Genomic DNA, 25,373 nt, shown 5'->3' with positions numbered 1-25,373 from the left:
ATCAGCAGGAAAAAGTAGCGCCGGAGGCACCGGACGCAGGGGCGACTTCCGCCGCCAGCCAGGCCAGGTAATCGGGCAGGCCCCGGTCGATCGGCACGGCGACGATCTCGGGCACCTCGTAGGGGTGGGCGGTGCGCAGGGCTGCCTCCAGGGCCGGGTAGGCAGCGGCGGTGGTCTTGATCAGCAACGGCACCTCGTCGGCCCGCTCCACCGCGCCCTGCCAGCGGTACACCGAGCGGCACGGGGCGAGCACATTGACGCAGGCGGCCAGGCGCGTCTCAATCAGCCGGGTGGCGATGGCCTCGGCGCAGGCCGCGTCCGGGCAGTTGGTCAGGACCAGCAGGAATGCGTCGGCGGGAGCGGAAACGTCGGAAACGTCAGTCATGGGCGCCATTGTACGGCCCGCCTTACTTGAGCAACCTGCGCCGGGTCAAAACCGTGGCCACCCAGAAGGCCGCGCCGGTGATCGCCAGCAGCGCCGCCAGGTGGGCGAAGGCCGCCGCCGGCCACTGCCCGGCGAGCAGGGGACGGATCAGCTTGACGGCGTGGGACAGGGGCAGCACCTCGCCCACCGCCGCCACCACCGGGGGCAGCTCGGCGGCAGGGAAGAACACCCCGGAGATCAGGGTCATCGGCGTGACGAACAGGGTGAAGTAGTACATGAAGAAGTCGTAGCCCTTGGCCAGGGCGTTCCAGATCAATCCCAGGGCGGAAAAGGCCAGGCCGGTGAGGAAGATCACCGGCACCGCCAGCAGGGCCAGGGGCGAGGTGATCAGGCCGAGCGCGGTGGCCACCACCAGGATCGCCACGCCGGAGAGCAGGCTCTTGCACGCCGCCCAGACCAGCTCGGCGGTGAGCACGTCGTCCAGGGCCAGGGGGGTGTTGAGGATCGCCTCCCAGGTCTTCTGCACGTGCATGCGCGAAAAGGCCGAGTAGAGGGCCTCGAAGGTGGCGGCGTTCATGGTCGAGGCACACACCGTGCCGGCGGCCAGGAACATCACGTAGGGCTGGCCCTCGATCTGCGGCAGCAGGCGTCCCAGGCCGTAACCCAGGCCGAGCATGTAGATGAGCGGGTCGGCCAGATTGCCGAGCACCGAGGTGAAGGCCAGCTTCTTCCACACCAGGAAGTTGCGCCGCCACACCGGGACGAAGCGTAGCGAAAAGCGCGGCGGGCCCCAATCCAGGCCGGTCTGGCGCGACGGTGCCGCATTGGCGGCGCGTGATTCGAACGGCATACTGACAACCTCTTTTCTGTGCGTTGCTGCGGCGCTTGCGCGCTTGTTACGACCTTTTCACCGTGAGCCACACCCCATGCCCGACCGCTCCTGGCTGATCGACCACGCGGCGCTGCTGCGCACCAGCTACCGCCGCCTCACCGGCACCGACCTGGTAGCGCCCCACTTGTCCCCGGCGGCCGCCCTGGAAGCGCTGCTGACCGCGCCCTACGCCCTGGTGTCCCACGACACCCGGGACGACCCGATCTTCAACTTCGCCAATCCGGCGGCCCTGGCCTTGTTCGCCATGGACTGGCCGACCTTCACCGCCCTGCCGTCGCGCTACTCGGCCGAGGCACCCAACCGGGAAGAGCGGGCCCGCCTGCTACAGCGGGTCACCGACCACGGCTACATCGCCGACTACCAGGGCATCCGCATCGCCCGCACCGGCCAGCGCTTCCGCGTCAGCGGCGCCACGGTGTGGAACCTGGTGGACGAGACCGGCGCCTGTCACGGCCAGGCCGCCCGCCTGCCGCGCTGGGAGCTGTTGCCGGACTGACGCGGCCGGACTGGCCTCAGTCGCGCAGGTCCCGGCCGGTCAATTTGAGGAACACGTCTTCCAGGTTGGCGGCCCGGTGCAGGTAGCGCAACTGGGGCGCCTGCTCCAGTTCGGCCAGCAGGGCGCGCGGGTCCTGGCAGTAGAAGAAGGCGGTCTCCCCGGCGATCTCCAGCCGGCTGGCCAGGCCGCGCCGGGCCTCGGCCCAGGCGGTCAGGCCGTGGTCGGCCTCGGCGAACACTTCCACCACCTGGGGCTCGATATGGCTGGCGATCAGCCCCCGGGGCGTGTCCTCGGCCACCAGGGTGCCGTGATCGACGATGGCCAGGCGGTCGCACAGGCGTTCCGCCTCGTCCATGAAGTGGGTGGTCAGGATCAGGGTCTTGCCGGCGGCCTTCAACTGCTTGAGGCGCTCCCAGATCAGGTGGCGGGCCTGGGGATCGAGGCCGGTGGTGGGCTCGTCGAGGAACACCACGTCCGGGTCGTTGACCAGGGCCCGGGCCAGGGTCAGGCGCCGCTTCATGCCGCCGGAAAGGGCCTGGATACGCGCGTCCTCCTTGCCCGCCAGGCCGGCGAAGTCGAGCAGGCGCGGGATTTCGGCGCGCACCGCCTTGTCGCCCAGGCCGAAGTAGCGGCCGTACACCAGCAGGTTTTCGGCCACGGTGAAGTCCGGGTCCAGGTTGTCGAACTGGGGCACCACGCCGACCCGGATGCGCGCCTGGCGCGCCGCTTCGGGCACCGGCAGGCCGGCCAGGCGCACCTCGCCGCCGTCCGGGGCGGTGAGCCCCAGGCAGCAGCGCAGGGTGGTGGTCTTGCCGGCGCCATTGGGGCCGAGCAGGCCGAAGCAGGTGCCCTTGGGCACGGCGAAGGACAGGCCCCGCACCACCACCTGGTCGCCGAAGCGCTTGACCAGGTTGGCGACAGACAGGGGCGGCGCATCGTCCAGGTCGATGGCGCGGTCAGGCGCCCAGGGAGCGGCAGTCACCATGGCCTCAGTCCTTCCACGCCTGGACGATGATGTCCTTGAGGATGTGCAGGCGGCGGTGGAAGAAGTGGTCGGCGCCCGGCACCACCACCACCGGCAGCTCCAGGGGTTCGGCCCAGGCGAAGACGTTGGCCAGCGGCACGGTCTCGTCGGCCGAGCCGTGGATGACGATGGTGTCGGGAGCGACCGCGTCGGTCTCGTAGTGGCGGGCACCCTCGACGTGGCCGGACGCCGTGCCCACCAGCACCAGGCGCCGCGCCGGGGTGCCGGCGGCCTTGAGACGGGCGGCCACCTTGGCCTGGACGTAGGCGCCGAAGGAAAAGCCGCCGAGGTAGACCGGCAGGGTGCCGGCCGGGTCGAACTGGCCCCGGGCCCAGGCCAGCACGGCCAGCATGTCGTCGCTCTCGCCCTGGCCGTGGTCATGGCTGCCGGCGCTCTTGCCGACACCGCGGAAGTTGGGGCGCAGGGCCGCATAGCCGAGCTGGACGAAAGTGCGCGCCAGGGTCTGGGCCACCTTGTTGGTATTGGCGCCGCCGAACAGGGGGTGGGGATGGCCCACCAGGGCGATGCCGCGCACCTCGCCCCTGGGCAGGTCCACCAGGGTATCGATGTCCCCGGCCGGACCGGGAATCAGCACGGCGCTGGCAGCGGTCGGGCTCATACCTTGAGGCGCTCCACCACCCGGCCGTTCTTCAGGTGTTCTTCGATGATCTCGTCGATATCGGATTTATCGACGTAGGTGTACCAGACCGCTTCCGGGTACACCACCATCACCGGCCCCTGGTCGCAGCGGTCGAGGCAGCCGGCCTTGTTGATGCGTACCTTGCCCGGCCCCTTCAGTTTCAGCTCGGCGACCCGCTCCTTGGCGTAGGTCTGCAGGTCGGAAGCGCCGTGGTTGTTGCAGCAGGTTTCACCGGGGCCGCGCTGGTTGCAGCAGAAAAAGACGTGGTGCTTGAAATAGCTCACCGAAAGACTCCTGAAGTGGGGCGACGGCGCGAAGGCCGAGCCCGGGAATTATACGGGGCCGGCCCGAGGGCGGCGCCCCTGGCCCCCCCGGGGCGGGCGGCCGTCGGACGAGAGACCGGCGCCAGCGCCTAAAGTTTGCGCCCGGCCACCATCAGGAAGGGCACGGCGATGAAGGGCCACAGCCCCCCGGCCAGGCGGGTCAGGCCGTTGAAATTGAGGAAGTGGCCCTGGCGCCAGATGTTCAAGGCCACCGGTGAATAGGGATTCTCCGGGGTAATGTTGACCAGGGCCACCGCCGCCATGAGCAGGAAGGCGGCCAGGATGGCCCGGGGCACCGGCGGCAGCCAGATCAGCACGCACAGGGCGATGCTGCCCCACTCCAGCCCCTCCAGGGCCCCCGGCGTCGCCCAGGCAAAGGCCTCGTCGGGGGAAAGGAACAGCACGGTGGCCAGGGACCGGGCGAGCAGGCCGCAGGCGAGGAACAGCACCACCGCCACGGGCCCGCCCCACCAGGGCAGACGCGGCCCGCCGAACAGGGTGCGGGCGAACAGGCCCACTGCCACCAGGTTGAGCCCGGTGATCACCGACTCCAGCACGCGGAACAGGGGCACGTCGAAGGGCAGCCCCGGCGGCAGGGGCAGGAAGGCACGCAGGTCGCCGGTGGCGAACAGGGTGTATTCCGGCGAGAGCTGGGTGACGCACCACACCAGCAGCAGGGTCAGGCCGATCTCGGCGTGGGGTACCGGCGCCAGCAGCCGGTTGCGGAAGCGCGCCAGGGCGATCAGCCAGTGGGGGCCGGTGAGCAAGCCGATGAGCGCACCGACCAGCCCACCCAGGCTGTTGGTGGCCCAGTCCACGTTGGACGGCACCCGGGTCGGCAGCCAGTTCTGCAGCACCTCCACCCCCAGGGACAGGCCGCTGGCCAGCAGCACCGCCAGCACCGCCGGCAGCACCCGGGTGGGCAAGCGGTCCAGGGCCAGGGTCAGCAGCAGGCCGAGGGGCACGTAGGCGGCCACATTAATCGCCACGTCGAAACCGGTCCAGTAACGCGGCCAGGCGGCATGAAGAAAGGCCAGGGGCGGCAGGCCCCGGTCGGTCCAGCCGGAGAAGGGGTGCAGGCTGGCGTAGATGACCAGGGCAACATAAGCCAGGGCCAGAGGCACGGCCAGCTTGTGACCGTCGCGGGGCGACGGCAGGGGGCGGGCGGGCGCGGTAGCTTGGCTCATGGTCCCGGACGCTCAGCCCAGCCGTGGCCCGCTCGGGGTACGCACGGAGAAGGGCTCAATAGACATGGCTGCGCGCCGCTTGCGCGGAAAAACGGCCGAACCACTGGGGCAGCAGGGAGCCGACCACCATGCCGGCGATCGCGCCGAGCAGACCGGCGAACTGCACCGGCAGGAAGCCGTCCAGATAGCCTTCCGGGGCCAGCACCTCGCCGCTGAGCCAGAGCCCGACACCGGCGGCGATGGAAAACAGGGCACCCTGGGTGGTGGCCCGGGACCAGTACACCCCGGCGGCGAGGGGCACGAAGGCAGCCACCAGGGTCACCTTGTAGGCGTTCTCGACCATTTCGAAGATCGATTCGGAGGACGACAGGGCGAAGGCCAGTACCGCCAAACCGAAGACGAAGACGACGATACGCATGGCGCGCAGCAGCTGACCGTCGGTGATGTCGGGCAGGAAGGGGCGCAGGATGTTCTCGGTGAAGGTCACCGAGGGGGCCAGCAGGGTGGCCGAGGAACAGCTCATGATCGCCGCCAGCAGGGCGCCGAAGAACAACACCTGGGCGACGAAGGGGGTGTGCTGGATGATCAGCTGGGGCAGGATGAACTGGGCGTCGGTCTCCAGGTAGCGGGCCACCAGCTGGGGATCGATCAGGGTCGCCGAATAGACCAGGAACATGGGCACGAAGGCGAACACGAAGTAGATGCTGCCGCCCAGCACCGAGCCCAGGGCGCCGACGTTCTCGCTCTTGGCCGAGGAGACGCGCTGGAACACGTCCTGCTGGGGGATCGAGCCGAAGCCCATGGTGACCAGGGCGGCGATGAAAGCCACCATGTCGCGGGCCTCGAAGCGGGGCAGGAAGTCGAGCTTGCCGGCGGCCTCGGCGTGGGCCACCACGGTGCCCACGCCGCCGGCCAGGCCGGCGACGATCCAGGCGATGAAGAGCAGGCCACCGATGACCACGGTCATCTGGAAGGCGTCGGTCATGGCCACCGCCCACATGCCGCCCATCAGGGTGTAGACCAGCACGATGGCGATGCCGATGAACATGCCCTGCTCGGGCGTCACCGCCCCCTGGGTGACCACCGAGAAGACCAGGCCCATGGCCTTGATCTGGGCCGATACCCAGCCCAGGTAGGAAATGACGATGGCGATGGCGGTGATCAGTTCGACGCTGCGGTTGTAGCGGCCGCGGAAGAAGTCGCCGATGGTCAGCAGCTTGAGGCGGTAGAGGGGCCGGGCGAAAAACAGGCCGACCAGGATCAGGCACATCGATGAGCCGAAGGGGTCGGCCACCACGCCGCGCAGGCCGTCCTTGACGAAGGCGGCGGGGATGCCGAGCACCGTTTCCGAGCCAAACCAGGTGGCGAACACGGTGGCCACGATCACCGGCAGGGGTAGGTGGCGCCCGGCCACCACGAAGTCCGCGGCATTCTTCACCTTGGAGGCGGCGTAGAGGCCGATGGAAATGGTGACGAGCAGATAGAGTCCGACGAACCAGACGAGCATGATCCAGGGGGCCTCGGCGGCAGGGCAGGAAGATGGAGAAACGACGCGGCCGCCCCGTCGGGCGGCGGTTATCTCCCCGAAAAGAGGCCGGGGATCGTGGCGTCGAGCGGTGGAAACGTCGGATTATAGCCATACCCCGAAAAACCGGGGGAAGCCCGCGCCAGGACGGGTTCCGGCCGCCTCGCACAGGGCGGCGGCGGCCGGGGCAAGGGGTGCGAAATCCTCGTTTCCCGCCCCTTTTTCACCACGGCACCCCGATAGGGGGCTGGCCACGGCCCCATCCGGCAGTGCCGCCGTATCGCTCAGGCCTGCCGCCGCTCCCGGCAGCACTCCGCCACCCGGGTGACGCTGCCATCCTCGCCCTGGGTTTCCAGGGTGACCGGGAAGCCCCACAGGGTGGCCACGTGGGACAGCACCGCCTCGGCCGCATCCACGGCGAGGGGCCGGCGCCGGTACTGGAAGTGGCGCAGGGTCAGGGAACGATCACCCCGCAGGTTCACATCCCACACCTGGATGTTGGGTTCCCGGGAATGGACGTTGTACTGGTCTGCCAGGGTCTGGCGCAGCTGGCGATAGCCCTGCTCGTCGTGGATCGGCCCCACCGCCAGGTTCTCCTGCCGGTCGTCGTCGATCAGGGTGAACAGGCGGAACTCGCGCATCAGCCGGGGGGAGAGGAACTGGGCGATGAAGCTCTCGTCCTTGTAGTTGCGCATGGCGAAGTCGAAGGTGGCGCGCCAGTCGGACCCGGCGATCTCGGGGAACCACTGGCGGTCCTCGTCGTCCGGCTCCTCGCAGATGCGGCGCAGGTCGCGCCACAGGGCAAAGCCCAGGGCGTAGGGGTTGATGCCGGAGTACCAGGGGTGGTGGTAGGGCGGCTGCAGCACCACGTTGCTGTGGTGCTGGAGGAATTCGAGCATGAAGCCGTCGGACAGGCGCCCCTGGTCGTACAGGGTGTTGAGCAGGGTGTAGTGCCAGAAGCAGGCCCAGCCCTCGTTCATTACCTGGGTCTGGCGCTGCGGGTAGAAGTACTGGGCGATCTTGCGCACGATGCGCACGATCTCGCGTTGCCAGGGTTCCAGCAGGGGCGCGTGCTTCTCGATGAAATAGAGCAGGTTTTCCTCCGGCTCCTCGGGAAAGCGCCGCGGCGCTTCGGCGACCCGGTCGCCGCTCTTGGCCGGCAGGGTGCGCCACAGGTCGTTGACCTGCTGCTGCAGGTAGTCGGCCCGTTCGCGGATGCGCGCCCGCTCCTGGTCGGTGGACAGCTTGGGCGGACGTCGGTAGCGGTCCACCCCCACGTTCATCAGGGCGTGGCAGGCGTCGAGCAGCTGCTCCACCTCGTCGGCGCCGTAGCGCTCCTCGCACTCGGCGATGTAGTGCCGGGCGAACACCAGGTAGTCGATGATGGCGTCCGGGCTGGTCCACTGGCGGAACAGGTAGTTGCCCTTGAAGAAGCTGTTGTGGCCGTAGGCGGCATGAGCGATCACCAGGGCCTGCATGGTCAGGGTATTTTCTTCCATGAGGTAGGCGATGCAAGGATCGGAGTTGATCACGATCTCGTAGGCCAGCCCCATCTGGCCGCGCTTGTAGCGCCGCTCGGTGGCCAGGAACTGCTTGCCGAAGGACCAGTGGTGGTAGAACACGGGCATGCCGATGGAGGCATAGGCGTCCATCATCTGCTCGGCGGTGATCACCTCGATCTGGTGCGGATAGCAATCCAGGCCGTAGCCTGCGGCCACCCGGCCGATCTCCGTGTCGTAGAGGGTGAGCAGTTCCTCGGTCCATTCCGAACCGTCGGGCAGGGGGTGGCCCTCCTGGGGCGGCGCCAGGGGCGGTGTCTCGGGAGGCGGGGAGAGGAGGGGAATGTCCATGGCGACTTCCTCGGGATGCGTGGGTGCCGCGGTGGCGGTCCGGCTAGGCCAGTTTCTTCTTGAACAGTTCGCGGAACACGGGGTAGATGTCTGCCAGCCCCTCGATACGCTGCATGGCGAAACGGCCGGGAAAGCGGGGCTCCAGGGCCAGGTACTCCTTCCACAGGTTCTGCGGCTCGCCGGGGGTGATCTCGATGTAGGCGAAGTACTGCACCCCGGGCAGGATGCGTTCGGCCAGCAGCTCGGCGCAGTGGGGCGAATCGTTTTCCCAGTTGTCGCCGTCGGAGGCCTGGGCGGCATAGATGTTCCACAGGGCCGACGAGTAGCGCTCGGCCATGATTTTCTGCATCAGGTCGAGGGCGCTCGACACCACGGTGCCGCCGGATTCCCGAGAGTGGAAGAAGTCGTCCTCGTTCACTTCGGTGGCGGTGGTGTGGTGACGGATGAAGACCAGTTCGATCTTCTCGTAGCTGCGCTTCAGGAACAGGTAGAGCAGCATGAAAAAGCGCTTGGCGGTCTGCTTCTTCTGCTCGTCCATGGAGCCGGATACGTCCATCAGACAGAACATCACCGCCTGGGTTGAGGGTTGGGGGATGCGGATGCGGTTGTTGTAGCGCAGGTCGAAGTCGTCGATGAAGGGGATGGCCTCGATGCGCAGTTTGAGCCGGGCGATCTCCTTGCGCAGGGCCACCACCTCGGGATCGATCTCGGTGCGGTCGTCGCGTAGCAGTTCGTCGAGGCGCGCCTGTAACTCGCGGATCTTGGCCCGGTAGGGGGCGCTGGCGGCGATGCGCCGGCCGGTGGCATCGCGCAGGGTGCGCACGATGTTGATGTTGGTGGGCACACCGCTGTGGGTGAAGCCGGCGCGCACCCGCTTGAACTCCTCGAGTTGGGCGAGTTGGCGCTTGACCAGGTTGGGCAGGGCCAGGTCGTCGAAGAAGATGTCGAGAAACTCGTCCCGGGACAGGGTGAACACGAAGTCGTCGAGATGCTCGCCTTCGTTGCTCGCCCCGCCACCGCCGCCCTTGCCGCCGCCCCCGCCCGCGGGGCGCTCGATCTCGTCGCCGGAGTGGAAGCGGTCGTTGCCCGGCTGCACCCCTTCCCACACGCCACCCTGGCCGTGGTGAAACTGGGGTTCGGAAATGTCCTTGCCCGGGATCGAGATGCTCTCGCCCGAATCGATGTCGGTGATGCCGCGGCGGGAGATGGCGTCGGCCACCGCCTTGCGGATCTGCCCCTTGAAGCGGCGGATGAAGCGCTGGCGATTGACCGCGCTCTTGTTCTTGCTGTCGAACCGCCGATCGATGATGCGGACGGTCATGGTGCCTCCTTGGGCTGTTCTAGGCGTCGCCAGGGCCGGAAGGGTTGGGCCCTTCCGGCGGTCCGGGCGGTGCGTGGCGCGAGCGGGCGCGCCACACCGGGGAGCGACAGACGGTGTTCACGCCGACTTGCGCACCCGCAGGTACCACTCGGTGAGCAGCCGCACCTGACGCTCGGTATAGCCTTTCTCCATCATGCGATTGACGAAGTCCTGATGCTTCTTGTGCTCGTCGGTGCTGCCCTTGGTGTTGAAGGAGATCACCGGCAGCAACTCCTCGGTGTTGGAGAACATCTTCTTCTCGATCACCGCGCGCAGCTTCTCGTAGGAGGTCCAGGCCGGGTTGCGGCCGTCGTGCTTGGCGCGGGCGCGCAGCACGAAGTTCACCACCTCGTTGCGGAAGTCCTTGGGATTGCTGATGCCCGCCGGTTTCTCGATCTTCTCCAGTTCCTCGTTGAGCGCCCCCCGGTCGAGGATCTCGCCGGTGTTGGGGTCGCGGAATTCCTGGTCCTGGATCCAGAAGTCGGCGTAGGTGACGTAGCGGTCGAAGATGTTCTGGCCGTACTCGGAGTAGCTCTCCAGGTAGGCGGTCTGGATCTCCTTGCCGATGAACTCGGCGTAGCGCGGCGCCAGGTACTCCTTGAGGTAGCGCAGGTACTTCTCTTCCACCTCGGGGGGGTACTGCTCCTGGGCGATCTGCTGCTCCAGCACGTACATCAGGTGTACCGGGTTGGCAGCGATCTCCTTGTGCTCGAAGTTGAACACCTTGGACAGGATCTTGAAGGCGAAGCGGGTGGAAAGCCCGGTCATGCCCTCGTCCACCCCGGCGTAGTCACGGTACTCCTGGTAGCTCTTGGCCTTGGGGTCGGTGTCCTTCAAGTTCTCGCCGTCATAGACCCGCATCTTGCTGTAGATGCTGGAATTCTCCGGGTCCTTGAGGCGCGACAGCACCGAGAACTGGGCCATCATGCGCAGGGTGTCCGGCGCGCAGGGCGACTTGGCGAGCGACGAGTTGGCGATCAGCTTGTCGTAAATCTTCACCTCCTCGCTGACGCGCAAGCAGTAGGGCACCTTGACGATGTAGATGCGGTCGAGGAACGCCTCGTTGTTGCGGTTGTTCTTGAAGGCGGTCCATTCCGCTTCGTTGGAGTGGGCCAGGATCTGGCCGTCGAAGGGGATCGCGCCGAAGCCCTCGGTGCCCTTGTAGTTCCCCTCCTGGGTGGCGGTAAGCAGGGGGTGCAAGACCTTGATCGGCGCCTTGAACATCTCGACGAATTCGAGGATGCCCCGGTTGGCCAGGCACAGGCCGCCGGAGTAGCTGTAGGCATCCGGGTCGTCCTGGGAGTAGTTCTCCAGCTTGCGGATGTCGATCTTGCCCACCAGGGACGAGATGTCCTGGTTGTTCTCGTCCCCCGGCTCGGTCTTGGCGATGGCGATCTGGGACAGCACCGAGGGGCGCAGCTTGACCACCCGGAACTTGGTGATGTCGCCGCCGAACTCGTGCAGGCGCTTCACCGCCCAGGGGCTCATGATGCTGTTGAGGTAGCGGCGCGGAATACCGTAGTCCTCCTCCAGGATCGGCCCGTCCTCCTCCAGGTCGAACAGGGCCAGGGGCGACTCGTGCACCGGGCTGCCCTTGACCGAGTAGAACGGCACCTTCTCCACCAGCTGCTTGAGACGTTCGGCCAGGCTCGATTTGCCGCCGCCCACCGGGCCGAGCAGGTAGAGGATCTGCTTCTTTTCCTCCAGCCCCTGGGCGGCGTGGCGGAAGTAGGCGACGATCGATTCGATCACCTCCTCCATGCCGTAGAACTCGCGGAAAGCCGGGTAGATGCGGATCAGCTTGTTGGCGAAGAGCCGCGACAGGCGCGGGTCTTGGCGGGTATCGATGACTTCGGGATCGCCGATGGCCATCAGCATCCGTTCGGCGATGCTGGCATAGGCGGAGCGGTCGTTGCGGCACAACTCCAGGTACTCCTGGAGCGACATTTCCTCTTCCTGCGCCGCCTCGTAACGACTCTGGTACTTGGCGAAGATGGACATGATGGCCTCCTGTGCGGTGCGCGGTCCCGTTTGCTCTTTCCCGGAATCGCTTGAAGGATTGGGCTGCCCCTCGTGGAAAAAGTTTTATCGGCGGATCGGGAAATCACGCTCCGGGTAGGGAAAAGCGCACACCTTGGGCAAGCGGCAGGGCTGCGCCGTCGTTGATTACATTGGTCTGGCGGCGCATGTAGGCCTTCCAGCTATCGGAACCCGCCTCCCGGCCGCCGCCGGTGTCCTTCTCGCCACCGAAGGCCGCACCGATCTCGGCGCCGGAGGTACCGGTATTGACGTTGGCCAGGCCGGTGTCGGCCCCGGCCGCCGAGAGGAAGCGCTCGGCCCGGCCCAGGTCCCGGGTGAACAGGGCCCCCGACAAGCCCTGGGGCACGTCGTTGTGGGCAGCAATGGCGGCGGCGAAGTCGTCGTAGGGGAAGAGGGTGAGCAGGGGGCCGAACACCTCCTCCCGATGCCGCGGCGCCATGGCCTCGGCCCGGAACAGGGCCGGGGTGACGAAGTGGCCCGGGCCGGGCAGGGCCCGGCCGCCGGCCAGGCGCGTTTCGCCGGCCGCCTCCCGGGCCGCCACGGCGGCGAGGAAGCGCTGCCGCGCCGCCTCGTCGATGAGGGGCCCCACCAGGGTGGCCGGATCGGTGGGATCGCCCACCGGCGCCGCCTTACAGGCCGCCGCCAGGCGCGCTTCCAGGGCGGGCAGCACGGCGCGGTGCACGAAGGCCCGCCGGGTGCTGGTGCAGCGCTGCCCGGCGGTGCCCATGGCACCGAAGAAGAGGGCCTGGGCGGCCAGTTCCAGGTCGGCGGTCTCGTCCACGATCATGGCGTTGTTGCCGCTGCATTCGAGCAGGCTGCGCCCCAGGCGCCGGGCCACCGCCACGGCGACGCGGCGGCCGGTGGCCGAGGAACCGGTGAATGACACCAGGGGCAGGCGCCCATCGCCCACCAGGCCGTCCAGGGTGGCCGGCTCGTCGGAATAGACCGTGGCAAACACGCCCCGGCCATCCACCTCGGCCAGGCGCTCACTGACCACCGCCTCGACCAGCTGGCTGATCGCCTGGGCGGTCAGGGGCGCCTTGGAGCTGGGCTTCCACACCACCGTGTCGCCACACACGGCGGCGACGAAGGCGTTCCACGCCCACACCGCGGCGGGAAAATTGAAGGCGGTGATGACCAGCACCGCCCCCAGGGGATGCCACTGTTCGAGCAGCCGATGGCCGGGTCGCTCCGAGGGCAGGGTCAGGCCGTGCAACTGGCGCGACAGGCCTACGGCGTAGTCGGCCATGTCGATCATTTCCTGGATCTCGCCCTCGGCCTCGCTGCGGATCTTGCCCACCTCGGCGCTCACCAGGGCCGCCAGGCGCGCCTTGTCGCGGCGCAGGGCGTCGGCGATGGCGCGCACCAGCAGCCCCCGGCGCGGCGCCGGCACCTCGCGCCAGCGGCGGAAGGCGGCAGCGCTAACCGCCACCTGGTCGGCAGCCTCCTCCGCCGAGGTCACCGCCACCCGACCCAGTTCGTGGCCGCTGGCCGGATTGACCGACACCAGTTGGCGCGGCAGAAGCGCCCCGGTGCCGTTCATGACCGCCGCTCCAGCCCGGCCAGCACCCGCTCCAGAGCATCCGCCGCCGCGGCCAAGGTGGCCTCGTCGATGGTCAGGGGCGGCGCCAGGCGGATCACCGTGCCGTGGGTGTCCTTGGTCACCACTCCGGCGGCGAGCAGACCGTCCACCACCGCCCGGGCGCTCACGCCCTGGACCTCGACACCGACGAACAGGCCCCGGCCGCGAACTTCCTTGATCAGGGGCGAGGCGATACCGCGCAGGCGTTCCAGCAGCCAGGCGCCGAGCCGGGCTGAGCGGGCCGGCAGGTCCTCGTCGAGCAGCAGTTCCAGGGCCTCCAGGGCCACCGTGGCGGCCAGGGGGTTGCCGCCGAAGGTGGAGCCGTGGTCGCCGGGCTTGAGCACCCCCAGCACCTCGCGCCGGGCGAGGAAGGCCGACACCGGCAGCAGCCCGCCGCCCAGGGCCTTGCCCAGACACAGGCCATCGGGCTGCACGCCTTCGTGCTGGCTGGCGAGCAGCCGCCCGGTACGGCCCAGGCCGGTCTGTACCTCGTCGGCGATGAGCAGCACGTTGTGGCGCCGGCAGATGGCAGCGCAGGTCGCCAGGTAGCCCGGCGGCGGCACGACGATACCGCCCTCGCCCTGGATCGGCTCCACCAGGAAGGCGGCGGTGTTGGGGGTGATGGCCGCCTCCAGGGCCGCCGCGTCGCCGTAGGGAATGGTCAGCAGGCCGCCGGGGAAGGGGCCGAAGCCGGCCCGGTACTGGTCCTCGGTGGACAGGCCGACGATGGCGATGGAGCGGCCGTGGAAGTTGCCGGCGCAGGCGATGATCTCGGCCTGTTCGTCGGGCACGCCCTTGACCGCATGGGCCCACTTGCGCGCCACCTTGAGGGCGGTTTCCACCGCTTCCAGCCCGGTATTGGCCGGCAGGGCCAGGTCGAAGCCGGTGAGCTCGGTGAGGCGCTTCAACAACACGGGCAGGCGGTCGTTGGAGAAGGCCCGGGAAGTCACCGCCAGGCGCTGGGCCTGGGCGGTCAGCGCCGCCACCAGGCGCGGGTGGCTGTGGCCGAAGGACACCGCCGAGTAGGCAGCCATCATGTCGATGTAGCGCCGCCCGGCGGTATCGAAGAGGAAGGCACCTTCGCCGCGGCAGGCCACCAGGGGCAGGGGGGCGTAGTTGTGGGCGCCGTAGCGCAGCTCCCAGTCCGTTAAGGTGGCCGCGTCCGGGGCCAGGGCGGCTTCCACCAGGTCCACCGCCAGGCGGCCGGTGCGTAGGTCCGGGTCGCGCTCGGGGCAGTATTCGACGATCTCCAGGGCGACGCACCCGGGGCGGCGCAGCAGGCCGCGCAGAGCCGGCAGCACCTCCTTGGCGGTCAGGCCATGGCGCACCGGCACGGCGGTGGCCGGGGCGTCGCTCGGGTCGAACACGTCGAGGTCGATGGTCACACCGAAGGGCGCGCTCCCCTGGTGACTCGCCCGCGCCACAGCGTCAGCCAGGACCTTGGCGAAGCCGTGGTGGGCCAGGTCGTCCGGAGCGACGATTTTCACCCCGAGGCGCACCAGATGGCGCAGTTCGGCGGCCTCGAAGCTGCGTGCGCCGATCACCGTCACCCGCTGCGGATCGAGCACCGGGCCGTCCTGCCAGGCCAGTTCCGGGCTACCCAGGCCGAGCAGGGCGGCCAGGGGCATGCCGTGGGGGTTGCCGGTGGGGGAGGACTCGGCCACGTGGGCATCCAGGTGGGCATCGATCCACACCAGCCCGGGGGCAGCGCCCAGGGCCTGGCCGATGCCGCGCCAGGTGCCGGCGGCGATGCTGTGGTCGCCGCCGAGCACCACCGGCGTGTCGCCCCGGTCGATGGCCGCCGCCACGGCGTGGGCCAGGCGGGGCAGATAGCGGCCGAGCTGGGCCAGCCGCCCTTCGGCCGGGTCCTGGGCCGGGATCGGTTCGAGCAGCTCCAGGGAACGGGGCTCGCCCCCGGCGCGGCGCACCGCCCCGGCCACGCCGAGGCGGGCCAGGGCGGCCGGCCCGGCGCTGCTGCAGACGTTGGCCGTGGCCGGCCCGCCCAGGTTGCAGGCGGCGCCGATCAGGGCCACCGCCGGCGGCTCGGCACGGGGAGGGGAAGACGGGGGAGAAGGAGAAGCGGCAACCTGCACCGTCGTCTGCACGCTTGTGGCGGCAGGTGCGGCGCCCTGGGTCGGCGACGTGGGTGCAGTCGCCTTGAGACGGTCGTTCATGGCACACCTCCGAGCGGGACGCAGCCGTTGTTAGCCGTTGGACAGAGCGAACCGCCACCCGTTCGACGGCCTCGCCAACGGCATGGCAGTGCGGCAAACGGGATTGCCTGGGCTATAATGCGCCCGCTCTTTGGGGAGTAGCCGCCCCGCCGCAACGGTGGGGGCGTCGGTCAACATACTGGAAGCACGCTGCCGCAACGGCGCCCTTCCTGGCCGGCGCGGGCCTGGTCGGACGACAACAGCGTCGCCGCCCGGTCTGGCGAGACCAGGGACGACGCGGCCTTTTTTCCAGGGAAACCCGGGGAGCCGGTGGCCGTGGCGTCCTTGCGTCCCGATCGCCCGACCCTGTTACCGGCCCCCGCACCGACCCTCATGGAAGCCTTTCTCGTCTCCACCGGCATCGTCGCCCTCGCTGAAATCGGCGACAAAACCCAGTTGCTCTCCTTCGTCCTGGCCGCCCGCTTCAAGCGCCCCTGGCCGATCGTCGCCGGCATCTTCGTCGCCACCGTCTTCAACCACGCCGCCGCCGGCGCGGTGGGGGCCTGGATCACCCATCTGGTCGGCCCCGACGTGATGCGCTGGGTGCTCGGCCTGTCGTTCCTGGCCATGGCCGGCTGGATTCTGGTGCCGGACAAGCTCGACGACGACGAGGCGCCGCAAGCCCGCTACGGTGCTTTCGCCACCACCCTGATCGCCTTCTTCCTCGCCGAAATGGGCGACAAAACCCAGGTGGCCACGGTGGCCCTGGCAGCGCGCTTCGACTCCCTGGCGGCGGTGGTGCTGGGCACCACCTTCGGCATGATGCTGGCCAACGTGCCGGCGGTGCTGGTGGGCGACAAGCTGGCCCACAAGCTGCCGGTCAAGGCCATCCACGTGGCCTGCGCCGCGATCTTCGCCGCCCTCGGCGTGGCCGCCCTGGCCGGTGTCGACTTCGCCGGCTGGCTGGGCTGATCCTGGCACTGCTGCGGGGGCCGACGGGCCGGGCGGCCACCGCGCCCGCCTGGCCGCTAGCCCCCCTGGCGGCGCGTCCCCGCGCGCCCTTCCGAGTGCCGGGTTTCGCCCCCTGGACAAGGCCCGGCGGACCTGGCCGAAAGGCCCCGATGCGACGTGGATTGGCGCGGGGCGCCGGATGAAAAAACAGCTATTGGCGCAGTGCAGCAAGCGTGCTAACCTCGCGCCCGTTTTCATCTCCGGAGATTCCGACGTGGGCAGTTGCCAGGGTGGCTCGGACGGTGGCAGTTGTTGCCCCGCCAAAACGCCGCTCCCGCTGACCGCCACGACGGGGTGACCGCGTCCCGGGGTTAGGCCGCGCCACGCGCGCCGCCGCCCCGCCCGCCTGTCCCCCGTCCTGGGGGACAATCAAAATCCGCTTGTTCATCCGCTGACGCGGCCCTTCGGCCGTGCGGCGGCGTGACCGTTGCCGGTTTGTCAGTCAGCGCCGAGCGCGTGCCGCCGTGCCCCGTTCCATTCGGTAAGGCACGAGCATGATCAATATCTTCGAACTGCAAAATGGCCGCCTGCGCCAGTCCCAGGCCGTCCGTCGCGGCGATCTGGCCGGCAAGACGCCGATCTGGATCGACATCGTCGAGCCGACCGAGGAGGAATCCGCCTGGGCCCACGAACAGTGGGGCCTGGACCTGGAGACGCCGGAGGATCTGACCGACATCGAGGCGTCGGCGCGTTTCTACGAGACCGACGACGGGGCCCTGCACCTGCGCTCGGACTTTCTCCTCGACAAGAACGACGACGACCACAACGTGCCGGTGCGCTTCGTGCTGCGCGGCGGGCTGTTGTTCTCGATCCGCGACGACGACCTGCCGGTGTTCCGCCTGTCGCGCATGCGCGCCCGCACCCAGCCGGGCCACGTGGCCGACGCCATGGACGTGCTGCTCGACCTGTACGCCACCGACGTGGAGTACTCGGCCGATGCCCTGGAAGAGATCTACGCCGCCCTCGACGAGGTGAGCCACCGGGTGCTCGGCAACCAGCTCACCGACGAAGCCGCTGGCGAGGTGCTGTCGGCCATCGCCAAGGAAGAGGACACCAACGGCCGGATCCGCCGCAACGTGATGGATACGCGCCGCGCCGTCTCTTTCCTGATGCGCGGCAAGCGCCTGACCAACGAGCAGTTCGAGGAGGCGCGCCAGATTCTGCGCGACATCGACTCCCTGGACGGCCACACCACCTTCCTGTTCGACAAGATCAACTTCCTGATGGACGCCACCGTCGGCTTCATCAACATCAACCAGAACAAGATCATCAAGATCTTCTCGGTGGCCTCGGTGGCCCTGCTGCCGCCGACCCTGATCGCCAGCGTGTACGGCATGAACTACGAGCACATGCCCGAGTTGCACTGGGAGTACGGCTACCCGTTCTCGATCGGGCTGATGGTGCTGTCGGTGATGGCGCCGTTCATCTACTTCCGCCGCCGCGGCTGGCTGAAGTAAGGGCGGGCAGAAGGCGTAGGCGGGGCCTCAAACCCCGCGCCAGTCGGGCATCTTCACGGGGTGCGGCGGAAACGCCGCGCCCCGTCTTATTTTCCGGGCATACCCCGTGGAGAAGGGCGCCCTGTCTTGGGTTTGGCGGGGCGGGACTGGCGGAGCAGCGGCCGGCGGCGCTACGCCGCCGGCCCGGGATCAGCCCAGCAGGCGGCCCGCTTCCAGGGCCAGGACGGCCACGGCCGCCAGGGCGATCAGCAACAGGGTGTGGCGCTGGCGGCGCTGCTCGGCCAGGAGCTGCTTGAGGAGTTCGTCGTCGCGGCGGGGCTCCTCGGCCAGGCGCCGGTAAATCAGGCGCGGCAGCTGGGGCAGCTCCTTGGCCCAGTAGGGGGCCTCGTGCTTGGCCCCTTCGAGCAGGGCACGCCAGCCGATCTGGCGGCTCATCCACCGCTCCAGGAAGGGCTTGGCGGTCTTCCACAGGTCCAGTTCCGGATCGAGCTGGCGGCCCAGGCCCTCGATGTTGAGCAGGGTCTTCTGCAACATCACCAGCTGGGGCTGGATTTCCACGTTGAAGCGGCGACTGGTCTGGAACAGGCGCAGCAAGAGCTTGCCGAAGGAGATGTCCTTCAGCGGCCGGTCGAAGATCGGCTCGCAGACGGTGCGTACCGCCGCCTCCAGCTCGTCCACCCGGGTTTCCGCCGGGGCCCAGCCGGATTCGATGTGGGCTTCCGCCACCCGCTTGTAGTCGCGGCGGAAGAAGGCCAGGAAGTTCTGCGCCAGGTAGTTCTTGTCGACTTCGTTCAAGGTGCCGACGATGCCGAAATCGAGGGCGATGTAGCGGCCGTCATCGGCCACCAGGATGTTGCCCGGGTGCATGTCGGCGTGGAAGAAGCCGTCGCGGAACACCTGAGTGAAGAAGATCTCCACCCCGGCCCGGGACAGGGCCTTCAGGTCGATACCCTTGGCCGCCAGCACCTGGGTCTGGGAAATCGGCGTGCCGTGCATGCGCTCCATGGTCATCACCGCGGTGGCGCAGTAGTCCCAGTACACCTCGGGCACCACCAAGAGCGGCGAATGCTCGAAGTTGCGCCGCAGCTGCGAGCAGTTGGCCGCCTCGTGCATCAGGTCCAGCTCGTCGTAGAGGTACTTGGCGAACTCGGCCACCACCTCCCGGGGCTTCAAACGCCGGCCATCCACCGAGACGGCCTCCACCAGCCGGGCCAGGGTGTCCATCAGCGCCAGGTCGTGGGCGATCACCGGGCGCATGCCCGGGCGCAGCACCTTGACCGCCACCTCGCGGCCGTCCGGCAGCTTGGCGAAGTGCACCTGGGCCACCGAGGCCGAGGCTACCGGGGTACGGTCGAATTCGGGAAAGACCTCGTGGAGCGGCCGGCCGAAGGCGGCCTCGATCTCGGCCACCGCCTGCTCGGAGGGGAAGGGCGGCACCCGGTCCTGCAACTTGGCCAGTTCCTCGGCCACGTCCGGCGGCAGCAGGTCGCGACGGGTGGACAGCACCTGGCCGAACTTGACGAAGATCGGCCCGAGGGCCTCCAGGGCGAGGCGCAGGCGCACCGCCCGGGGCTGGGAAAAACGCCGCCAGCGCAGCAGCGGCGCCAGCCAGCGGGCAGCCCGGCCGGTGGGCTCGGCTTCGATGAGCATGCCGTCCAGGCCATGGCGAAGCGCGACGGAAACGATACGGGCGAGACGGAAGAGGCGCATGGGCGCAATCGGCAATCGAAGGAGGTAAGAAAGCAGCCCGGCGCGGCCCTGCCTGCGCCGGGGGAAAGGCCGGAGTTTACCGGGATCGGCGCTCCCCCGCTCAAGCGCCCCGGAACGCTTGGACGGGGCGCGTCCCGGTGCCCCGGGCCCGGCCTTACTCGGCCTCGGCCACGGTGGTGGCGGGCAGGCCGGCGGCCACGCGGCTGGCGGCGAACAGGGGATCGGTCAGCTTGCGCAGCTTGCCGGCAGTGGGACCGAACTTGTCCGGCCGGCCGCCGCCGTAGCGCGCGTCGTAGGTGGCCTCGCCGATCAACCGGTTGCTCTCGAACACGCGCAGCTGGGCATAACGCAGAAACATGGCCAAGTCCCAGCGCCACGAGGCGGTGTATTCGACATAGGTTTCGCAGTCGGCAGGCCGGGGCCCTTTGTAGGTCTGAGTACGGATGCCGGCGCTCTGGATCTGGGCCTCCAGTTCGGGATGGAAGCCATCCATCAACACATCGTTGTTGTAGTGCAGGCACAGGCTGGTCAGCGGCTTTTCCACGGGTTTGACAGTAGTGCTAATGGAACAGGCGCTGGCCAGCAGGGCCACAGCAGTTAGCGGAACAAAACGGCAGTGGAACATCCCAAACTCCTTAAAATTGTTATGGCGCCCAGCACAGATGCCGCCAGGCGGGGCGGCATGATGGTCGGGTAGGCGCCCATTGGCAAGGGTGCGCGAGGTTATATGGACGGCGCCTCTGCGAAGTTCTATCGCCGCGGCGCTCGGGGTAACATCTGGCCCTCACTCGACTTCCCCAACGGGCGGCCCCGGTTCTACCTCCCCGCACCGCCGCCCCGGAGACACCATGGTTCCTCACCTCACCACCGCGCTGACCGGCCCGATCCTCGAACTGGAGCAGCGTTTCCTCGACGAGAGCGCCCGCATCGAACAATGGCTGCGCAGCAAGTGGCAGGATCACACCCCGCCCTTCTACGGTTCGGTGGACCTGCGCAATGCCGGCTTCAAGCTTGCCCCGGTGGATACCAACCTCTTCCCCGGCGGTTTCAACAACCTCACCGCCGCCTTCCATCCGCTGTGCGTCCAGGCCGCCCAGGGGGCGGTGGAAAAGCTCTGCCCCGAGGCGCGCAACCTGCTGCTGGTGCCGGAGAACCACACCCGCAACCTGTTCTACCTGCAGAACGTCGCCCAACTCGCCGGCATCCTCAAGCATGCCGGGCTGAACGTGCGCATCGGCTCCCTCAACCTGGAGATCACCGAACCCACGCCCATCGACCTGCACAACGGCCACGCCCTGCTGCTCGAACCCCTGAAGCGCAACGGCCGCCGCCTCGGCCTGGAGGGCTTCGACCCCTGCGTGGTGCTGCTCAACAACGACCTGTCGGCGGGCATTCCGGAGATTCTCACCGACCTGCACGAGCAGTGGCTGCTGCCGCCGCTGCACGCCGGCTGGTCCACCCGGCGCAAGTCGCAGCACTTCGCCGCCTACGACGACGTGGCCAACGAGTTCGCCGCACTGCTCGGCCTCGATCCGTGGCGCCTCAACCCCTACTTCGCGGTGTGCGAGCAGATCAACTTCCACGAGCGCACCGGCGAGGACTGCCTGGCCGGCAACGTGGACATGATGCTGGCGCGCATCCGCGCCAAGTACCAGGAGTACGGCATCGACGAGAAGCCCTACGTGGTGGTCAAGGCCGACGCCGGCACCTATGGCATGGGGGTGATGACGGTGCACGACGCCTCCGAGGTGGTGGGCCTCAACCGCAAGCAGCGCAACAAGATGAGCGTCATCAAGGAGGGCCTGGAAGTCTCGTCGGTGCTGATCCAGGAAGGGGTGCACACCGTGGAGCGGGTCGAGGAGCAGGTGGCCGAGCCGGTGGTGTACATGATCGACCGCTACGTGGTCGGCGGCTTCTACCGGGTCCACGGCGGCCGCGGCAAGGACGAGAACCTCAACGCCCCGGGCATGCACTTCACCCCGCTGGCCTTCGACACCTGCTGCAACCAGCCCGAGTACGGCGGCAACCCGGACGCGCCGCCCAACCGCTTCTACGCCTACGGCGTGGTGGCCCGGCTGGCCCTGCTGGCCGCCTCCCTGGAGCTGGAACGGACCGCCCCGGCGGATTCCCTGGTCGCCGCCTGAATCCGGCACTGCGGCCAGTAATCGGGCCGGCGGCGTCGTGACCGGTGCAGTCCCGTAGCACCCCTGGCATCGCACCCCGTCTCCGACCCCATATCGCCAATCACCGCGCCCCGCCTTGTTCTCCAGCTATCCTGCCCGGAGAGCAAGGCGGGGCGCGGCTTTTCAGGCATACCCTGTGAAGATCGGCCAGGGACGCGGCTTTCCAGCCATGTCGGCAGGCCAGCCCCCGCGCTTCCGGCCGTGGCCGGCGGCGCTGGGAACTGTCATGCCAACGCGGTAAGATCGGCGCCCGGTGCGGCCCCGGCGCGTTTTGCCCGGCGACGGGCGCCCCCTACCCGCCATCCGGCCCTGCCCGCGCTGGCAACCTGCTTGCCCACCCTCCGCCCGGTCCTGTCCTTCCGCCGATGACCTCGCCTGCTCCCCGCTCCCTGACCGTCCTGCCCGGCACCTTCCGCCACGCCCCCGCCACCGACCAGGTGGCCCTGCGCGACGGCGACACCCTGCACCTGATCTGCCGCGAGGGGCTCACCCCGGTGGCGCTGCTGCGCGGCCTCGACCAGGCCCGCCATGCCCACGGCGGCAGCGGCCGGCTGGGGGCCGGGTTCGTCGAGCTGTCCGGCATGCTCCTGACCAGCCTGGTGTTCCTGCTCACCCTGGGCATCCTCGACATCTTCGGCAACTCGCTGCACCACGTGATCGGCGAGTGGGTGTACGAGGAGGGCGCCAGCCACGACGACGCGATCCGCGAAGGGCGCCTGTTGCTCCTCTCCACCCTGCTGTTCTTCGCCGGCATGGTGGCGGTGCGCCTGTTCCGCCGCCTGCCCCTGTTCGAGGAGAACCTGGAAAGCGTCGGCCACACCGTGCGCCTGGTGGTGGAGGACTTCCTCAACAGCAAGCGCCGCCAACGCCGCCGCCTGCGCCAGCGCTTGAAGCGCCTGGGCGCCGACCAGGTGGCCCGCATCGAGGTGTGGAACCCCCAGAGCACCCCGGGCGCTGCCGCCAGTGCCAGCCACGGCGCCGCCCCGGCCGATCCCCTGGCCTGGAGCATCCTGCTGCCGGCCCTGGGCGACGTCAGCCGCCCCGACTGCGCCCTGGTGCTGCACATCCGCCAGGATGAAGTGACCGAGGTACGTGCCGCCGCCCAAGCCCTGCCCGGCCTGGCGGTAGACGTGGCGGCGGACCCGCGCCCCGCCCCCAGCGGCAACGCCCCATCCACTCTCATCGACCTGATTCCGGCCACCGAGCAGGCCTGGCTGCCGCTGCTCGCCCTGGCCGCCTTCGACCCGGAGGCCCTCACCCCCCTGGCCCCGGCCAGCGGCGCCCGGATCTTCAGCGAGAACGCCTTCCACCGCCTGCTGCCCCTGGCCGGCAACGGCATCACCCGGGCCCAGGCAAGCCGCTTCCTCAACCGCTGCCTGAACGACTACGGCCTGCTGCGCGACGATCCGGACAGCGGCCTGTGGTTCCTGGCCGAAGGGAGCAACACGGCCGACCAGCCCACGGCCCGGGACGGCGCCCTGTGGGCCGCCCTGTTCCACGGCCTGAGCGCCAATGCCCAGACCTTCGTCGAGGCGGACGACCCCCTGACCCACCTGGTAGTCAGCGCCGCCCTGTGCGCCGTGCTGCACGACCTGCCGGCCTCCGCCGCCGGCACCCGCCGCCGCCTCGCCCAGCAATTGCTGGAGGTGGTCGGCGGCTTCATCGCCGCGGTCGAAAAGAGCGAGCGCTACGACCTGATGAAACGGGTCATGGCCGGTTCCGGCCGGCGCAACCTGCAGGACCTGGGCCGCTACCTGCCCCGGGTAGTGGACGCGGGCGCCAGCGTGGGCACGGCCGCCTTCACCCAAGAGCTGGCCGAAACCGCCCGTTTCAACGCCTTCGGCTACGACACCCTGGCCCGCCTCGGCCGCCTGTTCGAAGTGGTCGGCGCCTACCCGGAAGCCATCGCCATCTGGACCAAGCTGGCCCCCCTGGACCCGACCCGGGCCCGCATCCGCCTGGCCCGCCTCGAAGAGCGCAGCGGCGACCCCCACGCCGCCGCCCAGGCCATCGACCCCCTGCTCGCCGAGCTCGACGCTGCATCGGACAGCGGCTCTGGCGCCGCCCTGGCGGTGCCGCCCCTGCTGCGCGCCGAGGCCTACCTGGAAGGGGCCTGGATCATCTACTCGGTGCTCGACGAGGCCCGCCGCGACGAGGGCCGCCAGCGCCTCGACGCCGCCCGCCGCTGGCTCCTGGCCAGCCCGCCGGAAGCCGGCAGCCAGGGGGGGAGCGCCGCCACGGCCATCGCCTACTGGCGCTACCACAACTACCTGGCCCTCTACCTGGACTGGGCCGGCGACTACCCGGCCGCCCTGGACGAGCACCGCCGCGCCCTGGCCATCCCCGGGGTGAGCGGCAAGTGGTACAGCGGTACCCTGAGCAACATCGCCTACGTGGCGCGCAAGGCCGCCCTGTCGTCCGCCGGCGACCCAGCCGTCTGCCGCGCCCGCCTCGACGATGCGGTCACCGCCGCCACCCTGGCCGCCGACCTGAAGGAGCGCCTCGGCGACGAGGACGAACTGCCGGTCGCCCTGCACAACCTGGCCGTGTCGCACTACTGCCGCGCCGTGCTCGACGATGCCGCCGCGCCGTCCCGCGCCGCCGCCCTGACCGCGGCTGCCAGCGCCGCCCGGGAAGGGCTGGCCTGGCTGGACAAGATCGATTCGGACAAGAAGCGCGGCGCCCTGCTGCTGGAAACCCTGCTCGCCGACCACGCCGCCGGCGCCGCAACCGATGCGTCCGTGCTGGCCGCCCTGGCGGAGCTGCCCGCCAATGCCCTGGCCCCGGCGGAACGGCGCGCCCGGGAGCTGCTCGCCGCCGCCGGCGACGAAGCGGCCCGCCGCCAGGCCCTGGACGAGCTGGGCCGACGGGTGCTCCAGCTGGAACTACTCACCTGACCGCAAGGCCTCCATGACCCCGCCTCCGCTCGCCCCCTCTTCCCCGCGCTTGCGCGTCTTCGCCTACGGCTCCCTGATGAACCCGGCCAGCGCCGAGCGGGCCCTGCAACGCCCCCTGACCGCCCACGAGGTCCAGGCGGTGGAGCTGCCCGGCTACGTGCGGGTATGGGATTCGCGCCACCGGGTGTTCAGCGAGCAGCTGGGGCGTGAGAGCGATGCCGCCTTTCTCAACCTGGCCGAGGCCCCCGGCGAAACGGTGAACGGCATGCTATACACCGTCAGCGGCGCCGAGCTGGCCCGTCTGGCCGCCCGGGAGAAAGGCTATGCCGCGGTGGACGTGGGCCCGGCCCTGGGCTTTGCCGCGGCCGAACCGGTATGGACCTTCATCGACCGGCGCGGCCTGGGCGACGGTGCCGACTGCATCTTTCTCGAGGCCTACGAAGCCAAGGTGCTGAGCGCCTGCGCGCCCTTGGGCGAGGCCTTTCTCGCCCGCTACCGGGCCACCACCCGGACGCCAGCGGCCCAGCTGCCCCGGGTGCCCGGCGCCTACCGTTTCGTCGATCCGGTGCAGCGCAGTTTGACCTGAGTCGCCCCCCACGCCCCTCAGGGGGCGCTACACTGGCGGCTTACGCCTTTCCCGCCGGCGCCGGCCGGCCCA

At 69.3% G+C, this 25,373-nt stretch carries 20 protein-coding genes; 6 read left to right on the top strand and 14 right to left on the bottom strand.

Annotation, left to right across the window (positions count from 1 at the left end; all coding sequences use genetic code 11):
• Position 1: 1 nt before the first annotated feature.
• Entirely contained in the window at positions 2–385 is a 384-nt protein-coding gene (cutA, locus tag OTERR_RS00290) for a divalent-cation tolerance protein CutA (protein WP_054619978.1), read from the bottom strand.
• A gap of 22 nt (positions 386–407) precedes the next feature.
• Complete coding sequence (locus OTERR_RS00285; RefSeq protein WP_149424509.1) at positions 408–1,235, bottom strand: ABC transporter permease; 828 nt, start codon at positions 1,233–1,235, stop codon at positions 408–410.
• A 76-nt stretch (positions 1,236–1,311) separates the two neighbouring features.
• Here OTERR_RS00285 and OTERR_RS00280 point away from each other — a divergent pair, with 76 nt between their 5' ends.
• On the top strand, positions 1,312–1,773 hold the full coding sequence (locus OTERR_RS00280; RefSeq protein WP_149424508.1) for an MEKHLA domain-containing protein: 462 nt from the start codon (positions 1,312–1,314) through the stop codon (positions 1,771–1,773).
• Between the two features lie 16 nt (positions 1,774–1,789).
• Here the strand turns inward: OTERR_RS00280 and OTERR_RS00275 are convergent, their stop codons facing one another.
• The 10 genes from OTERR_RS00275 to rocD all read right to left on the bottom strand — a co-directional run bounded on the left by OTERR_RS00275 (position 1,790) and on the right by rocD (position 15,478).
• Positions 1,790–2,758: an ATP-binding cassette domain-containing protein gene (locus OTERR_RS00275; protein WP_149424507.1), complete on the bottom strand. Its 969-nt coding sequence runs from the start codon at positions 2,756–2,758 to the stop codon at positions 1,790–1,792.
• Between the two features lie 4 nt (positions 2,759–2,762).
• Entirely contained in the window at positions 2,763–3,416 is a 654-nt protein-coding gene (locus OTERR_RS00270) for an alpha/beta hydrolase (protein ID WP_149424506.1), read from the bottom strand.
• The gene (locus OTERR_RS00265) at positions 3,413–3,721 is read right to left on the bottom strand and encodes a (2Fe-2S) ferredoxin domain-containing protein (RefSeq protein WP_149424505.1); all 309 of its coding nucleotides are present in this window, start codon (positions 3,719–3,721) and stop codon (positions 3,413–3,415) included. Before OTERR_RS00265 ends, OTERR_RS00270 begins: the two co-directional genes overlap by 4 nt.
• Positions 3,722–3,849: 128 nt before the next feature.
• On the bottom strand, positions 3,850–4,947 hold the full coding sequence (locus tag OTERR_RS00260) for a VanZ family protein (RefSeq protein WP_054619830.1): 1,098 nt from the start codon (positions 4,945–4,947) through the stop codon (positions 3,850–3,852).
• 55 nt (positions 4,948–5,002) lie between these two features.
• A complete protein-coding gene (locus tag OTERR_RS00255) occupies positions 5,003–6,454 on the bottom strand; it encodes a high affinity choline transporter 1 (RefSeq protein WP_054619831.1) in 1,452 nt (483 codons plus the stop codon).
• 302 nt (positions 6,455–6,756) lie between these two features.
• A complete protein-coding gene (locus OTERR_RS00250; RefSeq protein WP_082396515.1) occupies positions 6,757–8,322 on the bottom strand; it encodes a SpoVR family protein in 1,566 nt (521 codons plus the stop codon).
• A gap of 43 nt (positions 8,323–8,365) precedes the next feature.
• Entirely contained in the window at positions 8,366–9,643 is a 1,278-nt protein-coding gene (locus tag OTERR_RS00245) for a YeaH/YhbH family protein (RefSeq protein ID WP_054619832.1), read from the bottom strand.
• Between the two features lie 117 nt (positions 9,644–9,760).
• Positions 9,761–11,683 (bottom strand): PrkA family serine protein kinase, encoded by a 1,923-nt coding sequence (locus OTERR_RS00240; protein ID WP_054619833.1) that lies wholly within the window; start codon positions 11,681–11,683, stop codon positions 9,761–9,763.
• A 103-nt stretch (positions 11,684–11,786) separates the two neighbouring features.
• Entirely contained in the window at positions 11,787–13,265 is a 1,479-nt protein-coding gene (locus OTERR_RS00235) for an aldehyde dehydrogenase family protein (protein WP_149424504.1), read from the bottom strand.
• Positions 13,262–15,478 carry an ornithine--oxo-acid transaminase gene (gene rocD, locus OTERR_RS16490; RefSeq protein ID WP_149424503.1) on the bottom strand — a complete coding sequence of 739 codons (2,217 nt, stop codon included), beginning with the start codon at positions 15,476–15,478 and terminating at the stop codon, positions 13,262–13,264. Before rocD ends, OTERR_RS00235 begins: the two co-directional genes overlap by 4 nt.
• A gap of 372 nt (positions 15,479–15,850) precedes the next feature.
• Between rocD and OTERR_RS00225 the strand changes: the two genes are divergently transcribed.
• Both OTERR_RS00225 and corA read left to right on the top strand, forming a co-directional pair.
• Positions 15,851–16,429, top strand: coding sequence for a TMEM165/GDT1 family protein (locus OTERR_RS00225; protein WP_054619982.1), 579 nt, complete (start codon positions 15,851–15,853; stop codon positions 16,427–16,429).
• Between the two features lie 533 nt (positions 16,430–16,962).
• A complete protein-coding gene (corA, locus tag OTERR_RS00220) occupies positions 16,963–17,925 on the top strand; it encodes a magnesium/cobalt transporter CorA (protein ID WP_054619834.1) in 963 nt (320 codons plus the stop codon).
• Positions 17,926–18,114: 189 nt separating this feature from the next.
• Here the strand turns inward: corA and ubiB are convergent, their stop codons facing one another.
• Both ubiB and OTERR_RS00210 read right to left on the bottom strand, forming a co-directional pair.
• The gene (gene ubiB, locus OTERR_RS00215) at positions 18,115–19,635 is read right to left on the bottom strand and encodes a ubiquinone biosynthesis regulatory protein kinase UbiB (RefSeq protein WP_054619835.1); all 1,521 of its coding nucleotides are present in this window, start codon (positions 19,633–19,635) and stop codon (positions 18,115–18,117) included.
• 154 nt (positions 19,636–19,789) lie between these two features.
• Positions 19,790–20,260: an Sbal_3080 family lipoprotein gene (locus OTERR_RS00210; protein ID WP_054619836.1), complete on the bottom strand. Its 471-nt coding sequence runs from the start codon at positions 20,258–20,260 to the stop codon at positions 19,790–19,792.
• Between the two features lie 223 nt (positions 20,261–20,483).
• Here OTERR_RS00210 and gshA point away from each other — a divergent pair, with 223 nt between their 5' ends.
• From gshA to OTERR_RS00200, 3 genes are all read left to right on the top strand, one after another.
• Positions 20,484–21,779 carry a glutamate--cysteine ligase gene (gene gshA, locus OTERR_RS00205; protein ID WP_149424502.1) on the top strand — a complete coding sequence of 432 codons (1,296 nt, stop codon included), beginning with the start codon at positions 20,484–20,486 and terminating at the stop codon, positions 21,777–21,779.
• A 404-nt stretch (positions 21,780–22,183) separates the two neighbouring features.
• Entirely contained in the window at positions 22,184–24,715 is a 2,532-nt protein-coding gene (locus tag OTERR_RS15960) for a tetratricopeptide repeat protein (protein ID WP_187775270.1), read from the top strand.
• Positions 24,716–24,728: 13 nt separating this feature from the next.
• A complete protein-coding gene (locus tag OTERR_RS00200) occupies positions 24,729–25,301 on the top strand; it encodes a gamma-glutamylcyclotransferase family protein (protein ID WP_187775269.1) in 573 nt (190 codons plus the stop codon).
• Positions 25,302–25,373: the final 72 nt, after the last annotated feature.

The organism is Oryzomicrobium terrae, from assembly GCF_008274805.1.
GTDB classification, from domain to species: domain Bacteria; phylum Pseudomonadota; class Gammaproteobacteria; order Burkholderiales; family Rhodocyclaceae; genus Oryzomicrobium; species Oryzomicrobium terrae.
The sequence above is the reverse complement of the archived record's forward strand: the minus strand, read 5'-3'. Positions and strand labels throughout refer to the sequence as shown.

Bases quoted from the DNA above. Each gene is read 5' to 3' on its own strand.
- cutA (WP_054619978.1), bottom strand. From the start codon at position 385: ATGACTGACGTTTCCGACGTTTCCGCTCCCGCCGACGCATTCCTGCTG.
- OTERR_RS00285 (WP_149424509.1), bottom strand. From the start codon at position 1,235: ATGCCGTTCGAATCACGCGCCGCCAATGCGGCACCGTCGCGCCAGACC.
- OTERR_RS00280 (WP_149424508.1), top strand. From the start codon at position 1,312: ATGCCCGACCGCTCCTGGCTGATCGACCACGCGGCGCTGCTGCGCACC.
- OTERR_RS00275 (WP_149424507.1), bottom strand. From the start codon at position 2,758: ATGGTGACTGCCGCTCCCTGGGCGCCTGACCGCGCCATCGACCTGGAC.
- OTERR_RS00270 (WP_149424506.1), bottom strand. From the start codon at position 3,416: ATGAGCCCGACCGCTGCCAGCGCCGTGCTGATTCCCGGTCCGGCCGGG.
- OTERR_RS00260 (WP_054619830.1), bottom strand. From the start codon at position 4,947: ATGAGCCAAGCTACCGCGCCCGCCCGCCCCCTGCCGTCGCCCCGCGAC.
- OTERR_RS00255 (WP_054619831.1), bottom strand. From the start codon at position 6,454: ATGCTCGTCTGGTTCGTCGGACTCTATCTGCTCGTCACCATTTCCATC.
- OTERR_RS00250 (WP_082396515.1), bottom strand. From the start codon at position 8,322: ATGGACATTCCCCTCCTCTCCCCGCCTCCCGAGACACCGCCCCTGGCG.
- OTERR_RS00245 (WP_054619832.1), bottom strand. From the start codon at position 9,643: ATGACCGTCCGCATCATCGATCGGCGGTTCGACAGCAAGAACAAGAGC.
- OTERR_RS00240 (WP_054619833.1), bottom strand. From the start codon at position 11,683: ATGTCCATCTTCGCCAAGTACCAGAGTCGTTACGAGGCGGCGCAGGAA.
- OTERR_RS00235 (WP_149424504.1), bottom strand. From the start codon at position 13,265: ATGAACGGCACCGGGGCGCTTCTGCCGCGCCAACTGGTGTCGGTCAAT.
- rocD (WP_149424503.1), bottom strand. From the start codon at position 15,478: ATGAACGACCGTCTCAAGGCGACTGCACCCACGTCGCCGACCCAGGGC.
- OTERR_RS00225 (WP_054619982.1), top strand. From the start codon at position 15,851: ATGGAAGCCTTTCTCGTCTCCACCGGCATCGTCGCCCTCGCTGAAATC.
- corA (WP_054619834.1), top strand. From the start codon at position 16,963: ATGATCAATATCTTCGAACTGCAAAATGGCCGCCTGCGCCAGTCCCAG.
- ubiB (WP_054619835.1), bottom strand. From the start codon at position 19,635: ATGCGCCTCTTCCGTCTCGCCCGTATCGTTTCCGTCGCGCTTCGCCAT.
- OTERR_RS00210 (WP_054619836.1), bottom strand. From the start codon at position 20,260: ATGTTCCACTGCCGTTTTGTTCCGCTAACTGCTGTGGCCCTGCTGGCC.
- gshA (WP_149424502.1), top strand. From the start codon at position 20,484: ATGGTTCCTCACCTCACCACCGCGCTGACCGGCCCGATCCTCGAACTG.
- OTERR_RS15960 (WP_187775270.1), top strand. From the start codon at position 22,184: ATGACCTCGCCTGCTCCCCGCTCCCTGACCGTCCTGCCCGGCACCTTC.
- OTERR_RS00200 (WP_187775269.1), top strand. From the start codon at position 24,729: ATGACCCCGCCTCCGCTCGCCCCCTCTTCCCCGCGCTTGCGCGTCTTC.